10 protein-coding genes are annotated in these 15,605 nt (G+C 66.8%); 9 read left to right on the top strand and 1 reads right to left on the bottom strand.

Annotation, left to right across the window (positions count from 1 at the left end):
- Window positions 1-82 precede the first annotated feature (82 nt).
- The 7 genes from AB0C66_RS02810 to AB0C66_RS02780 all read left to right on the top strand — a co-directional run bounded on the left by AB0C66_RS02810 (window position 83) and on the right by AB0C66_RS02780 (window position 11,481).
- Window positions 83-1,474, top strand: a complete 1,392-nt coding sequence (locus AB0C66_RS02810) for a class II fumarate hydratase (protein ID WP_362431970.1) — start codon at window positions 83-85, stop codon at window positions 1,472-1,474.
- Window positions 1,475-1,542: 68 nt separating this feature from the next.
- Window positions 1,543-2,244: a DUF402 domain-containing protein gene (locus tag AB0C66_RS02805; RefSeq protein WP_362431968.1), complete on the top strand. Its 702-nt coding sequence runs from the start codon at window positions 1,543-1,545 to the stop codon at window positions 2,242-2,244.
- A 133-nt stretch (window positions 2,245-2,377) separates the two neighbouring features.
- Complete coding sequence (locus AB0C66_RS02800; RefSeq protein WP_362431965.1) at window positions 2,378-3,097, top strand: class I SAM-dependent methyltransferase; 720 nt, start codon at window positions 2,378-2,380, stop codon at window positions 3,095-3,097.
- Between the two features lie 57 nt (window positions 3,098-3,154).
- Window positions 3,155-5,557: a SpoIIE family protein phosphatase gene (locus AB0C66_RS02795; protein WP_362431963.1), complete on the top strand. Its 2,403-nt coding sequence runs from the start codon at window positions 3,155-3,157 to the stop codon at window positions 5,555-5,557.
- A 2,440-nt stretch (window positions 5,558-7,997) separates the two neighbouring features.
- Entirely contained in the window at window positions 7,998-10,241 is a 2,244-nt protein-coding gene (locus AB0C66_RS02790) for a glycoside hydrolase domain-containing protein (protein WP_362431960.1), read from the top strand.
- A gap of 6 nt (window positions 10,242-10,247) precedes the next feature.
- Window positions 10,248-10,727, top strand: coding sequence for a hypothetical protein (locus tag AB0C66_RS02785; protein ID WP_362431958.1), 480 nt, complete (start codon window positions 10,248-10,250; stop codon window positions 10,725-10,727).
- A 4-nt stretch (window positions 10,728-10,731) separates the two neighbouring features.
- Window positions 10,732-11,481 carry a hypothetical protein gene (locus tag AB0C66_RS02780; protein WP_362431955.1) on the top strand — a complete coding sequence of 250 codons (750 nt, stop codon included), beginning with the start codon at window positions 10,732-10,734 and terminating at the stop codon, window positions 11,479-11,481.
- Between the two features lie 392 nt (window positions 11,482-11,873).
- Here AB0C66_RS02780 and AB0C66_RS02775 read toward each other — a convergent pair whose 3' ends face one another.
- Window positions 11,874-14,102, bottom strand: a complete 2,229-nt coding sequence (locus AB0C66_RS02775) for a transglycosylase domain-containing protein (protein ID WP_362431952.1) — start codon at window positions 14,100-14,102, stop codon at window positions 11,874-11,876.
- A 237-nt stretch (window positions 14,103-14,339) separates the two neighbouring features.
- Between AB0C66_RS02775 and AB0C66_RS02770 the strand changes: the two genes are divergently transcribed.
- Both AB0C66_RS02770 and AB0C66_RS02765 read left to right on the top strand, forming a co-directional pair.
- Window positions 14,340-15,269 carry an SPFH domain-containing protein gene (locus AB0C66_RS02770; protein WP_362431950.1) on the top strand — a complete coding sequence of 310 codons (930 nt, stop codon included), beginning with the start codon at window positions 14,340-14,342 and terminating at the stop codon, window positions 15,267-15,269.
- Window positions 15,270-15,355: 86 nt separating this feature from the next.
- Window positions 15,356-15,553 (top strand): hypothetical protein, encoded by a 198-nt coding sequence (locus AB0C66_RS02765; protein ID WP_362433329.1) that lies wholly within the window; start codon window positions 15,356-15,358, stop codon window positions 15,551-15,553.
- The last annotated feature ends 52 nt before the right edge of the window (window positions 15,554-15,605 follow it).

Here is a 15,605-nt window from a genome sequence, read left to right as displayed (position 1 = left end):
GGTCCTGGCGGGGAACATGCCGGGGCGGGTACGCGCTGTCCAGGGCGGTGAACGGAGCCGGAGAGAGACAGGGGTGCCCACGATGAGCGACGAGAGCCACCGGACCGAGCACGACTCCATGGGTGAGGTGCGGGTCCCCGCGCACGCCAAGTGGCGGGCCCAGACCCAGCGGGCGGTGGAGAACTTCCCCGTCAGCGGCCAGCGCCTGGAGCGGGCGCATATCGAGGCGCTGGCCCGGATCAAGGCCGCGGCGGCCACGGTCAACGCCGAACTGGGCGTGATCGGCGAGGACATCGCCGGGGCGATCGCGGAGGCGGCGGCCGAGGTCGCCGAGGGCCGCTGGGACGACCACTTCCCGGTGGACGTCTTCCAGACCGGCTCCGGCACCTCGTCCAACATGAACACCAACGAGGTGCTGGCCACCCTGGCGAGCGAGCGGCTGGGCGGCGCGGTGCACCCCAACGACCACGTCAACGCCAGCCAGTCGTCCAATGACGTCTTCCCCTCGTCCATCCACATCGCGGCCACCGCCGCCGTCACCGCCGATCTGATCCCGGCGCTGGACCGGCTCGCCGGGGCGCTGGAGGGCAAGGCCGAGGAGTTCGCCGAGGTGGTCAAGGCGGGGCGTACCCACCTGATGGACGCCACCCCCGTGACGCTGGGCCAGGAGTTCGGCGGCTACGCGGCACAGGTCCGCTACGGGATCGAGCGGCTGCGCTCCGCACTGCCCCGGCTGGCCGAGCTGCCGCTGGGCGGTACGGCGGTGGGCACCGGGATCAACACCCCGCCCGGTTTCGCCGCGGCCGTGATCGCCGCGCTGGCGCGGACCACCGGACTGCCGCTCACCGAGGCCCGGAACCACTTCGAGGCACAGGGCGCCCGGGACGCGCTGGTGGAGACCTCCGGACAGCTCCGGACCCTCGCGGTCGGACTGACCAAGATCGCCAACGATCTGCGCTGGATGGCCTCGGGCCCGCGCACCGGACTGGCCGAGATCGCGCTGCCCGACCTCCAGCCCGGTTCGTCGATCATGCCGGGGAAGGTCAATCCGGTGATCCCCGAGGCGGTGCTGATGGTCGCCGCCCAGGTCACCGGCAATGACACCACGGTGGCCACGGCCGGGGCCGCCGGGAACTTCGAGCTCAATGTGATGCTGCCGGTGATGGCGAAGAATCTGCTGGAGTCGATCCGGCTGCTGGCCAATGTCGCCCGGCTGCTGGCCGACCGTACCGTCGACGGGATCACGGCCGACGCCGAACGCGCCCGCGAGTACGCCGAGTCCTCCCCGTCCGTCGTCACCCCGCTCAACCGCTACCTCGGCTACGAGGAGGCGGCGAAGGTCGCCAAGACCTCCCTGGCCGAGCGGAAGACCATCCGCCAGGTCGTGCTGGAGTCCGGCTATGTGGAGCGTGGACTGCTGACCCGGGAACAGCTCGACGAGGCGCTGGACGTGCTGCGTATGACATATCCGTAACCTTGTGTGAGACAACCGTTGCGGCATAGGTCACGGCACCGCGGCCCGCTCACACCTAAGATCTGCTCATGACAGCGGACATCGTGGCGACGACGGGGACGGCGGACACCGCCCGATGGGCGCCGGGGGACCATATCCTCTGGCGCTACCGGGCCAACGCCGCCGACGCCATCCACATCTGCCGTCCCGTGACCGTCGTGGAGGACACCCCGGAGCTGCTCGCCGTCTGGCTCGCCCCGGACACCCCCTGCGTCAAACCGCAGCTGACCGACGGCACCTCGGTGCACCGCGAGCCGCTGTCCACCCGCTACACCAAGCCGCGCACCACCGCGCTGTGCCGGTGGCTGGGCACCGGGGTGCTCAAACTGGCCCGGCCCGGTGAGCCCTGGTCGGTATGGCTGTTCTGGGAGTACGGCTGGCAGTTCAAGAACTGGTACGTGAACCTGGAGGAGCCGCTGGCCCGCTGGGCCGGCGGGGTGGACTCCGAGGACCACTTCCTGGACATCGCGGTCTACCCGGACCGCAGCTGGGAATGGAAGGACGAGGACGAGTTCGCGCAGGCCCAGCGGGCCGGTCTGATGGACGGGGCACAGGCGCGCCGCGTCCGGACCGCCGGCCGGGCGGCCGTGGAGCTCATCGAAGCGTGGGGAGCGCCGTTCCGGGACGGCTGGGAGACCTGGCGGCCCGACCCGGCCTGGCCGGTCCCGGCGCTGCCGGCGGACTGGGACCGTAACGACAGGGGGCATGCGTCCGCGCACTCGAGGTCCTGAACCTCTTGTTGTGCACCGGTGTTTCAAACGTAGGATCGTCGTCCGGAACACCGCGCGCGCGGGAAACCAGACACTGGCGCAACTCACGGGCGATGCGCAAGATCTGACGCAATGTCACAGGAGGGGCGGAGTCGTGAGCAGTGAGGACGACTACGGCGACGGCTACGAGGGGTACCAGGACTTCGACCGTCTGGCGCTGGACCGCAGCGGCCAGGCCGAGGCCTTCGACGCGATAGGCGACCGTTACGACGAAGCCTTTCCGCATAAGGAAGGCCAGGTCAAGGCCGGTCAGTGGCTGGCGGACGCGCTCGCCCCCGGCTCCCGGGTGCTCGATGTCGGCTGTGGCACCGGACTGCCGACAGCCCGTCAGCTGGCCGAGGCCGGACACCGGGTCACCGGGATCGACATCTCCCCGGGGATGCTCAAGCTGGCCCGGGACAATGTGCCCGGTGCCGAGTTCCACCAGGTGGACATCGTCGATCTGCGGACCGGCGGACGGCACGGCCCCGCAGGGGTGCGCGAGCTCGGCCCGTTCGACGGCATCGCCGCCTTCTTCTCGCTGGTGCTGCTGCCCCGCGCGGAGATCCCCTACGCGCTGCGGGCGCTGTACGCGGTGCTCAGACCCGGCGGACTGATGACCCTCGGCATGGTGGAGGCGGACGTGGACGACTTCGCCATCCCTTTCCTGGGCAACTCGGTGCGGGTATCCGGCTATCTGCGGGAGGATCTTCGACAGGTCGTCAGTGACGCGGGCTTCGAGATCACCGGGGAGGACTCGCACGCGTACGCCCCGGCGAGCACCGACGTACCCCCCGAGATCCAGCTCTATCTGCACTGCCGACGACGTGCCTGACACCCGGTGCGCCCCCCACACCAGGGCGCACGGCCCCGGACGGATGGAAACCCACGCGTGACGGAGCACCCGACCTCCCACAACAGGCGACAGGCTGCCACCCCTGCCGCCGCCTCGGGCATGCCCGAGGACGCGCACGGCGCGGTCCCGGACCCGCGGACCGCCGTGCGGCAGGCGGCCGCGCCCGGCCAGGAGCCGGACGGCGGACGCCCGCGACCGGCCTTCCCCGGGGACGGGCCGTCGGCGGCACCGGCCCGGGAGGGCGCACCGGACCGGGACGAGGAGCCCTCCGGCGGGACCGGAGCCGAGGAGCCCGGCGGCGGTGCGGCCCCGCGGGGCCCGGCACGGCCCCGGCGGCGCGGCCCCGGCACCGCGAAGGCCGCCCCGCGCGGCGGCGGAGGTACCGAGCGCCGGAGCACGGCGCACAGCGAGCACCCGGCACAGCCGGAGCACGGCACACCGGAGGGCGAGCCTGTGTGGGACGCGGACCGCAATGCCGCCAGAGGCGCGGCACGCCGACCCGGAGCGCGGGACGGCTCCCCCGACCGGGACCGGCACGCGCCGGACGCCCAGCACCGGGATACCGGCCGCCCCGGCGCCGCCGCGGGCGAACATCCGGCCCAGTCAGGTGAGTCGGCCGACGCGATGGCCACGGCGGCCGGTGAGGTCGCGTACACCGCGTCCGGCGGCGGGCTGCCCGCGGCGCGGCCCGCGGGTGGCGCCGGTACGGCCGAGACGGCCGCCGCGCGGGACCGCGGCGGGGACCGGCTGCGCTTCGTCGGCGCGGCGACCCGGCGGATCGCGCGCGGTATCGACCTCGACGAGATCGTGCTCGGCCTGTGCCGGGCCACCGTGCCCACCTTCGCCGACGCGATCCTGGTCTATCTGCGCGATCCGCTCCCGGTGGGCGACGAGCGCCCGGTGGGCCCGGTGGTGCTGCGGCTGCGCCGTACCGACCGGATTCCGCTGGACCCGGACACCGACAGCGGGCGGCTGCCGCTGATGCCCTCCCAGCCGGATCTGTCGCCCGCCGTGGGCGGCGGCCCGGCGGCCGAGCTGTGCGAGGTGGAGGCGGGCGGTCCGCTGGCCGAAGTGCTGCGCGGGGTACGGCCGGTGTTCGGCGATTCGCTGGCCGCCCGTGCCGCGCTGCCCGAACTGCTCGGCGACAGCACCTCGGTGGCCACCGGTCAGCGCACCGTACTGGCGCCGCTGCGCGGCCGCCGCCGGGTGATCGGCGCGGCGGTGTTCGTCCGCCGCCCGGACCGGCCGCCGTTCGAACCGGACGATCTGCTGGTCGCGGCCCAGCTCGCCACCCACACCGCACTCGGTGTGGACAAGGCGGTGCTCTACGGGCGCGAGGTGTACATCGCGGACGAGCTCCAGCGCACCATGCTGCCCGACTCGCTGCCGCAGCCCACCGGTGTCCGGCTGGCCAGCCGCTATCTGCCCGCCGCGGAGACCGCGCGGGTCGGCGGTGACTGGTACGACGCGATCCCGCTGCCGGGCAACCGGGTGGCGCTGGTCGTCGGCGATGTGATGGGCCACTCCATGACCTCGGCCGCGATCATGGGCCAGCTGCGCACCACCGCGCAGACCCTGGCCGGTCTCGATCTGCCGCCGCAGGAGGTCCTGCACCACCTCGACGAACAGGCCCAGCGGCTGGGCACCGACCGTATGGCCACCTGTCTGTACGCGGTCTACGACCCGGTCGCGCACCGCATCGTGGTGGCCAACGCGGGCCATCCGCCGCCCCTGCTGCTGCACCGGGGCGGCCGGGCGGAGGTGCTGCGGGTGCCGCCGGGCGCGCCGATCGGCGTCGGCGGGGTCGACTTCGAGGCGGTCGAGCTGGACGCCCCGGCCGGGGCCACCCTGATGCTCTACACCGACGGTCTGGTCGAGTCGCGGATACGCGATGTGTGGACCGGGATCGAGCAGTTGCGGGAGCGGCTGACCGCCACCGCACGGCTCACCGGCCCCAACCCGCCGCCGCTGGAGCCGCTCTGCGACGAGGTGCTGGACATGCTCGGGCCCGGCGACCGCGATGACGACGTGGCGCTGCTCGCGGCCCGGTTCGAGGGCATCGCGCCCAGCGATGTCGCGTACTGGTTCCTCGATCCGAAGGCGCAGACCGCCGGGCAGGCGCGTCGGCTGGCCCGCCGCGCCCTGGCCCGCTGGGATCTTGACGATCTGACGGACGCGGTGGAGCTGCTGGTGAGCGAGGTGGTCACCAACGCCGTGCGGTACGCGGAGCGGCCGATCACCCTGCGGCTGCTGCGGACCGACGTACTGCGCTGTGAGGTCGGCGACGATGTGCCGCAGCTGCCGCGGCTGCGGCAGGCCCGGCCGTCCGACGAGGGCGGCCGCGGGCTGTACCTGGTCAACCGGATGGCGCGGCGCTGGGGCGCGACCCGGCTGAGCACCGGCAAGGTGGTCTGGTTCGAGCTCGCCATGCCGTCCTGAACCGCCGCCTCCCGTAACGCGATCGGGCCCCGAGCCGTGGTGAACGGCTCGGGGCCCGATGTCCTCATGGCTCCTGGCGTTTGGCCTCGGAGATCCGAATTGCTTCCGACTCGGCGGAACTTACCGCATCAAGATCAGCACCCCACTGGGAGCGAACCAGGGGCCGTTACCACCTTTACGGCGGGGCCCCACACCTCAAACATCCACCTTTGGCGCCGGAGCCGATTTGCAGTAACAACTCCACTGCGTCACAAGACACTGAACGGCGCCTCAAAGAGCTCGACCTTGATTACGGTGCGAGGGTGTTACTGGAATGCAACTCGACACTAACAACCCTCACAGGAAGGTGCCCCTAACCGCCAGCCCTCTGAGGGCACCTCTTTGAAACCGGCGCAACATAGAAGATGACCGCCTGAAGATCTGGCACAGACCTTTCAAAGCAGACAGCATATCGATCCGCAGACCCCATAGCAGTAGACTTATCTCTTCCATTCACATCACGCACAGAGTAGCCAAGCCCGGACTTAACCACTTCTCGAATGGCTTCCTTTAAACGTGCGCCAACCGCAGAATGCCTCGCAGCTGCCGTCGCTCGGCCTTTCTGTGACGCGCCTGAACCAGGCCCGTCACATGCGGCCAAAAGTAACGCTGCCATCATGGCGCCCCCGATGCATCCCATACCCTGCCTGGTCGCCATTACCTTCTCCATATCAACGAGGGGACACGACTTGGCCGCGCGCACCAACTGCTCCGCGCAGCCCAACGCCCCCATACTTCGTCACATGGCCCCAGCCCTGAAACAAGAGCCGCCACAGTCGGCACCAGCATCCGGTCGCGGGACGGCCACTCAAGGACCGCCCCGCGAGCGAAATTCAGAACACTCGGGCGATTACGACGTGAAGACCTGTTCGGTACTGATCGAAGACGAAATGAGCCCACCAGTAGGCGTTCCCTGATAATCGCCTACCGCAGCGCCGACGGCGATGAGCCTATCCTCGGGAAGGTTGAGGTTGACATACCGAGTCTTCCCTTCACCTTTCCGATTCCAGTAATAGAATTGATTTTGACCCATCTGGAGCAACCCGACGGCAGAATGCCCATCAGCTTCAAGATCGGTTATATCCAAGTGGTCTCCGTACGCACGCCACTTCACCATGGCTCCTGCGCCACCAGAGTATACCGTCGCATTCTCTGCCGAGGCACTCGTGGACATGACAGCTAACAGGAGCGTAGCAAGTGAACCTACAACACCAGCACGAGCAATAGACTTCATAGCCAGAACCCCCTCTTTACACAACAGGCGGAAAATACCATCCTCTTGCGCTTCTCGGATCTTGCAGCAATGAACAGATGCGCTTCTTTTTTCGCGGTGCACAAGCTCAGGAAATGAAGTGACAAGCGATTGCCGCCTCCGCCTCCCCATTTGCCAGACCCATACGGCGACCGACTCAGATGGCGCAGTCTTGCAGGGAGCGCTAAAAGCGTATGCACATACTCGTGATGCCGTCAAGAAGCTTGAAAACCTCATTCCGGGCACGGCCGGGTCCTCAAAGATTGGACATTCGAGCGGAATTCCATCTTCCAGCTCCACGCGGATACAGCGTCCAGTCGAGAGCGGCGCGCCACACCTCACTGTGGCCAACGACACACCTATACAGTTAGTGACTTTTTACTGGCGAGCGGGTGATCCATCCTTCAACACTCACTATGTATCAAGTGGCGCAAACTCAACCCTCAGGCAGCCCTTCATCGGCGCCCCCAAAGGCATCGATCACCTTGCCAACCATCACGCGGTGGTCGCATGGATGGCGCTACGCGATCAAGCTGATCACATAGCCAAGTTTCGACGTCGACATTCAGCAAGAAAAGCTACACATGCACAAAAACAGATTATATCGGACCTCTCCAGGCTTTAGTAATTAAGTTACGCTTAGTGATGCTTGCTCAGCCTGGTACGGCCGTGCCGTGCTCAAGGGCCTTTTCTGGACCACGACGACTGCCTTAGGTTCTGGGTGGCGGTGAGGAGTACCAGGAGCTTCGCGACGTAGGTAGCCACGGATCCAGGGGCGGTATGCGGGCCATCAGCGCGAGCAATTCGCTTTCCTCGGCAGCCGCGACTCTGCCTCAACGGCAACGCGAAGTCGTTTGCTCTGTTCACAGATGCCTTGACGGCCGTCGTCGCATTCGGTACCTCGTGATAGGTGTCGGCGGGGCTACCGTGACAGGGTATCCAGCCTCACAAACTGAGTTTTCTCCGCCCGCACCTCCATTATCCTGCACTCGAAATACTCCGTCGGATTTCCTGCAAAGCCACGAGGCATGGCTGCGCAGTCTGAATCAGATGACGGAATGCCCGACGATCGCGCACGATACTGTAGCCACATTACCTTCGGTAGCGCATACCCACTCTCGAATCTCGTGCATACATGAAAGGAAATCAATGGCTGATGAAATGGTGCGCCGCGCCCAGAGATTCATCAATACCACCTACGGAAATGGTGCGGCCCTAGGCATTCCGAAGTTGGACGAGAATGGCCAAACCGGCTGGGCGGTCATGTATGCGCTTACCCGCGCACTCCAGTACGAGATGGGCATCGCCGTACTGTCCAACAGCTTCGGCCCGGGGACCCTTTCAGCGCTCCAGGAGAAATATGGGAAGCTCAACGAGACCACCATTCCGTCGGCGAACTTCTGCCGGGTCATCCAGTCCGCTCTTTACTGTAAGGGCTATGATGGTGGTGACATCGACGGCATATTTAACTCTCGCGTCAAAGACGCGGTGGTGAAGCTGAATCAGAACATGGGCGTAGACGGCACTTACTCGAACAGTTCCTTATGGCCGAAGGTGGTCAAAGGTCTGTTTAACATGGATGCCTATGTTGTCGTCAACGGCGGCTCAGAAAGCGTTCGCTCGATTCAGCAATGGCTGAACGGCCGATACGTCCTTCGAAAGGACTTCTACGTCATTCCCTGCGACGGTCACCACTCCCGTGACGTCGCCAAGTCGATGATCCTTGCCATCCAGTACGAGTTGGGTTTGGCAGATGGGGTCGCGAACGGAGTGTTCGGCCCAGGCACTCAGTCCGGCCTGAAGAATCACACGCTATCCACCGGCTCTTCCGGGGTGTGGGTGCAGCTCTTTACCGCTGCCATGGTCCTCAACAAGCGCCCGGTATCCTTCTCGCCCTCGTTCACCTCTTCGCTGACCACCAGCGTCAGGGTCTTCCAGGAGTTCATGAAGCTCGCCGTCAACGGGCAGGCTGATTTCCGGACCTGGTCTTCTCTACTGGTCTCTTACGGTGACCAGTCCCGCCAAGGCGAAGCGTGTGACGGCGTCACAAAGATCACTCCCGCCCGCGCGCGTGCCCTGAAGGACGCTGGCTACAAGTACATCGGCCGCTACCTGTACAACCCCTCCACCACCGACCTGCCGGAGAAGGAGATCCAGCCGGGTGAGCTCGCGACCATCAAGCAGTACGGGCTGCGCTGTTTCCCGATCTACCAGACGTGGGCGCGCTCGGTCGACTACTACAGCGTGGCTCAGGGCGCCGCGGACTGTATGAACGCCGCGTTCAAGGCGGAGGAGCACGGATTCAAGCCGGGCTCACGCATTTACTTCGCGGTCGACTACGACGCGGTGAACGACGAGGTCACCTCGCACATCCTGCCGTACTTCCGGAGCGTCAAGAAGCAGATGGGCCAGCTGGGCAGCCCCTACAAGATCGGGGTCTACGGCCCGCGCAATGCGTGCTCCCGGATCTCCGAGGAAGGCTACGCGGACACCAGTTTCGTGTCCGACATGTCGTCCGGCTTCTCCGGCAATCTCGGCTACGCGATGCCGGAAAACTGGGCCTTCGACCAGGTCGTCACCAAGGTGGTCGGCTCCGGTGACGGCCGGATCGAGATCGACAACAACATCGCCTCCGGACGCGACACTGGCCAGGACAACTTCTACCCCGCGCCGTCCCAGAAGCTCGACATCGGCTTCGACCTGGACTACTGGGCAGCCTTGCTGAAGGAAACCGACGACTACATGGAGGGGATCAACAGGCCCGGCGGCATCGGCTACGTCTACACTCGGAAGCAGTGCCTCGAAACGATTATGAGCCACGACGCCGCCATCACATCGGCGGCCCGCAGGTACCGCATGCGCAAGGCCCTCATCCAGACGTCGGCCTTCTGGGAGTTCTGCCACTACAGCTACAAGGACGTGGCGGAGGACGCCGGTGTGGTGCTGTACCACACCGGCACCATCCCGGACTGGGGAAAGGACCTGCCAGGGGTCAGCAGGCTGGTCGACAGCAGCACCGGCATCGCCAAGGTCTCGGGGCGCACGTGCATCCTGTCGCGGAACAACTCAATCCGTGCGGGGCTCCTGGAGGGTGAGATCCTCGACCCGGCCTCCGAAGGCGACAGGTGGGCGATGTGGCAGAAGTGCAACCAGGACAACGTGTTCAATCTGAGCACCGTTCCGCACCTGCACATCTGGGCGGCCGACGGAAAGGCGGGCGACCATGACGAGACCCCGATCGACCGTCCCTCACTCGACTACAGCGACACGGAGACCTTCGAGATCCTCCGCCGCTACCAGGGCTTCGGCGGCGAGGCAGAGGCCGACGCGCGGCTACGGATGCCGCTCTACGCGATCTTCGAAAAGTACAACCGCATCATTCGCGAGTCCTGACAGGTCATGATCGCATCCGACCCTTGGCAAGGGCACAACTTCGCGGCGCTGTTCTCCATCTTGCTCACTGGCACGACAACCCTGCTGGGCCTCGCCATATACCTATGCTCACGGTTCACGCGACAGGCCCACCGGCGCTACACCCCGTTCGCCGCATGGCGAGACGTTTCCCTGGCGACGGTAGCTGCGGCGCTCGCCCTCTATCTGTGGGGGTGTCTCCACGTACTCTTCCTCGAAGATCAGGAACAGGCCGAGGAGTGCGAGCGGCAGCGCCCCGAGGGCGTACCGCACCTGGTAGGCCGCAGAGGCGACTTCATCCCACTGCGGCTCGTATGCGAAGCGTCGGATGGCCGTGACTACTCCGTCATTATCCCCGGCTACATCAACCCGACCATCGCTTCCCTACTGCTACTCGCACTCGGCTGCGCCCTCGTCTCCGTCCTTCTCCACCACAAACTGCGCACGACAACACAGAAGAAAGGCTGACCTGTTGAGCCCTACGGACTTAACCCGCAGACGTGCTCTCACCGCTGCTGCCGGTGTCACCGCCACCGCGAGCCTCGCCTTCACCGGTCTCCTCGCCACCCCGGCTGTCGCCGCGCCGCAGCATTTCAGGGCCGACAGACTGAAGGAGGCGTTGCGCCGCGTCGAAGCCCGGCGTCGCCGTCTGCTCACCGGACGGCCGTCCGCCAACCATTGGGAGATGGAGAAGGCCACCGACGACGGTGGTGACATCGCAACCCGTCCCGTGGCGGGCACCGGCCTGAAGGTCACCGTGCGCATGGGAGACCCTGAAACCGTCCTTGTTCATGTGATCCGCCGCTTCCACTACGAGGTCGACGCCCTCGGCCTGCACGGCGAACTAAACCCAGTCGAGGGCTGGGTGGCGCCGTCGGCGGTCCGCGACAGTCGGCTCCCGGAGGCGAACCAAGCGTCCGGCACCGCCGTCGTAATCCGACCGGACTTCTATCCGCCCGGCGTGCGGGGCGGCTTCACCGTGAGCCAACAGCTGATCATCCGCGACATCATCGCCGACACTGAAGGCGTCGTCCGTTGGGGTGGCGAAGACCGCCGCCCCTACGAGGGCCTGTTCTACCTCACCGTACGTCCGAGCGACACGCGCTTGGAGCGGGTCGCGGCCAAGATCCGGGCTTGGTACGAAACTCCAGGGGCGGGTGCTGGGGTGATACCCGACGTGACTGAGCCCTCCCGACGCCGCCGGGCCGCTCGCTATCGCTGAGCGGTCGGGTATCTGACGTGCCCATCTCGGCAAGTCCCACCCTGTCGAGATGCCTAGAGTGAAAGCGCGGTCAGATCCAGATAGATGCCCAAGGGTCGAAACCCCCGTCAAGCGCCATCTCGGTGATGCGAATCTTCGCGTGCGGTTTCTCAATACATCGAACGGACCTCGGTAGACCGCAGCATCCACAGCGACGGCTCCCCAAGAACTCGCAGCAGCGTGCGTCGCATCAAGTCATTTCCCCTTGCCCTGAAATCTGATCAACCGGCTGGGGCGCGACCGGGGCCAGGCAAGGTGGTCTGGTTCGAGCTCGCCATGCCGTGCTGAACCGCCGCCTCCCGTAACGCGATCGGGCCCCGAGCCGTGGTGAACGGCTCGGGGCCCGATGGCGGTTACGGATCCCGGCGCAGATCGGGCCCGTCCTCGCCGGGTGGCGTGGTCGGATCCGTCGGATCGGGCGGTGTCTCCTCGTCGTCGGGCGGGGTGGTCTCCGGGCTGGACGGCGTCGTGGTCGGCGTCGTCTGGGACGGCGTCGGGGACGGCGAGGTGGTCTCCGAATCGCTCGGCGCCGGGGACGTCGACGGGGACTCCGTCTCCTCGGGCGTCGTGGACGGCGAGGTGGTCGGCGGAACGGCCGCGCCCTCGTCGGTTTCCAGGTCGAACTCGGTGTCCTTCGTATCGTCCACCGCCGCGCCCATATAGGACGCCCAGATCGAGGCCGGGTAGCCGGAGCCGTTGACCCGGCCACCGCCTCCGGTGCCCCGGAGGGTGGTCTGCTTGCCGCCCGGAATCTCACCGAACATGCCGACGGAGGTGACCAGACCGGGGGTGTAACCGGTGAACCAGGCCGACTTGTTGTCGTCCGAGGTACCGGTCTTGCCCGCCACGTCCATTCCCTGACGGCGCACCGACTGGCCGGTGCCGTCGGCGACCACACCGGTGAGGACGGAGGTCACCGAGTCGGCGGCGCTGCGGCTGATCGCTTGGCCGTTGGTCGGATCGGGCAGCTCAGCCCTCTCGTCGCCCTTCTCGGCGGACTTCACGATGGTCGGGGTGACCTTCTTGCCGTGGTTGTCGAGGGTCGCGTAGACCCCGGCCATGTCGTACGGGCTGGCGCCCATCACGCCCAGCGACATCGAGGGGTTCTCGCCGAAGCCTCCGGCCTTCCCGTTCATCCCGAGGTCCACGGCGGTCTTCTTGACCTTGGACAGGCCCACGTCCACGGCCATCTGCGCGTAGACGGAGTTGACCGAGTGGTTCATCGCCTTCTGGACGCTGACCGGGCCGTAGGACTCGTTGTCCTCGTTGGGTGGGGCAAAGGCGACTTCGCTGCCCTTGACCGGCCGCCTGCTGGTGCCGTCGTAGATGGTGCCGGAGGTGATCGGGGTGCCGTCCTGGGTGGTGGAGTCGTTCTCCAGTGCGGAGGCGAGGATCAGCGGCTTGAAGGTGGAGGCGGGCTGGTAGTCCTCACGGGTCGCGTTGTTGGTCCAGTGCTTGGTGGCGCCCGCACCGCCGTACATGGCCACCACACCACCGGTCTTGGGGTCCACCGAGACCGCGCCGACCTGGGCGTGCTTATCGACCTTGCGCTTGCTGGGGTCGAGTTTGTCGGTCAGCTGAGTGCGGACCGCCTTCTCCAGCGACTTCTGCTTCTCGCGGTCGATGTTGAGGGTGATGCTCCAGCCGCCGGCCTCGAACTCCCGCTCGTCCACACCGGCCCTGAAGAGCTCCTTCTTGGCGGCGTCGATGAAGTACCCGGTCTGGCCCTCCAGCCCGGGGATCGGACGCGGGTCGACGGGCTTCTTGAACCGCATGTCCTGGCGATCGCTCTTGGACAACCAGTCCTTCTCGACCATGTTGTCGAGGATGTAGTTCCAGCGAGCCTTGACCATCTTCTTGCCGTTGGGGCCCGCGGTGGCCAGGTCGTACTGGCTGGGCGCCTGGAGCAGCGCCGCGAGATAGGCGCCCTCCGCCACGGTGAGCTTCTCGGCGTCCTTGTTGTAGTACGCGCGGGCGGCGGCCTGGATGCCGTACGCGTTCCGGCCGTAGTAGCTGGTGTTGATGTACCCGGCCAGGATGTAGTCCTTGGACTTCTGCTGATCCACCTTGAGGGAGATCACCAGCTCCTTGGCCTTGCGGGTGACGGTCTGCTCCTGGCTGAGGTAGTAGTTCTTCACATACTGCTGGGTGATGGTCGAACCACCCTGCTTGCCCCTGCCCAGCGCGGTGTTGATCAGGCCGCGGGCGGTGCCGGTGAAGGAGACACCGGAGTCAGTGTAGAAGTCCTTGTTCTCGGCGGCGACGAAGGTGTGCTGCACCGCCTTGGGGATCTTGCTGAGCGGTACGGACTCACGGTTGACCTCGCCGTCCTTGGCCATGATCGTGCCGTCACTGTACTTGAAGATGTTGGCTTCTTTCCTGGCCAGGGCGTTGGCGGGAGGGACGTCCACCAGCAGGTAGAGCGCGTAGAACGCTCCGACGAGCAGTGCGCAGAGGGTGACCACATACGCGAGGATCTTCTTCCAGGTGAAGAAGCGGCGTATGCCCCCCTTCTTTCCTCCGGCCTTCTTGGCCTTGCGGGCGCCCTGCTCTCGCGCGCGCCGCTCTTCGGCTCTGCCCATCTCTCCTGCCGTTCCGATCCGTAAGCTCCCCAGCCCAGCTCACGAAGCTAACACCGCAACAACCCGCAAATGCTCATCGATCTCGCTTTTTCGGTGGGTGACAAAGAGCACCTACCTCACGGGAACTGACGGCTGGGAGGTGCGGAGGGTTGTCGTTCAGGCTAATGTGATAGCACTTTGCTAGACGTCGGCGGCTGGATCACAGCGCCGGGCCTTCGAGAGAACACGGGGACCGCCATGTCCGACACCACCACCACAGCCCCCCTCGCCGAACCCCGGATACGGGAGCGGCCCGCCCATGACGTCAGCGGTGGCCTCGCCCTGCTGGGCGGTCTGGCCGGACTGGCGGCCGGGGCCGGGCTGATCTTCGCCGGGGCGGCGGTCGCCTCCGAGCACAAGGGCGCCGGATCGACCGCGCTGATCGTCTCCGGGATCCTGGTGGCCCTCGGCGCCGTGATCGCGATGTGCGGACTGAACACCATCGCGCCGGGCGAGGCCCGGGTCGTCCAGCTCTTCGGCCGCTACCGGGGCACCATCCGCACCGACGGTCTGCGCTGGGTGAACCCGCTCACCAGCCGGGAGAAGCTCTCCACCCGGGTACGCAACCACGAGACCGCGGTGCTCAAGGTCAATGACGCGTACGGCAATCCGATCGAGCTGGCCGCGGTCGTCGTATGGAAGGTCGAGGACACCGCGCAGGCCATGTTCGAGGTGGACGACTTCCTGGAGTTCGTCGCCACCCAGACCGAGGCCGCGGTGCGCCATATCGCCATCGAGTACCCCTATGACGCCCATGACGAGGACGGTCTGTCGTTGCGCGGCAATGCCGAGGAGATCACCGAGAAGCTGGCCGCAGAGCTGCACGCCCGGGTCGAGGCGGCCGGTGTGCGCATTGTCGAGTCGCGCTTCACCCACCTCGCCTACGCTCCGGAGATCGCCTCCGCGATGCTCCAGCGGCAGCAGGCGGGCGCCGTGGTCGCCGCGCGCCGCCAGATCGTGGACGGCGCGGTGGGCATGGTCGAGGCGGCACTCGCCCGGATCACCGAGGACGAGATCGTGGAGCTGGACGGGGAGCGCAAGGCGGCGATGGTCAGCAATCTGATGGTGGTGCTGTGCGGGGACCGCTCGCCGCAGCCCGTCCTCAACACCGGCACCCTCTACCAGTGACGGAGTACGAGCGCCCCGCGGAGCCCGCCGAGCCGGAGGGCCCGCCCGAACGGCAGCCGCGCCGGCCGCGGCAGCAGCGCAAGCAGATGCTGCTGCGGCTCGACCCGGCCGTACACGACGCCCTCGCCCGGTGGGCCAACGACGAGCTGCGCAGCGCCAACGCACAGATCGAATTCCTGCTGCGCAAGGCGCTCTCGGAGGCCGGCCGACTGCCGGGCACGGTGCGGCCGATCCCGCGCCGGGGCCGTCCGGCGCGCGATACGGCGCCCGGCGAGCCCGACTGACCACTGCACCGCAGCCTTACCCTCCATACCGCGCTGACCTGCGCAGATGTCC

The sequence above is a fragment of the Streptomyces sp. NPDC048636 genome (assembly GCF_040650655.1).
Classification (GTDB): Bacteria; Actinomycetota; Actinomycetes; order Streptomycetales; family Streptomycetaceae; genus Streptomyces.
Note: the sequence above shows the minus strand (reverse complement) of the source record. Positions and strands in the feature narration are given on the sequence as shown.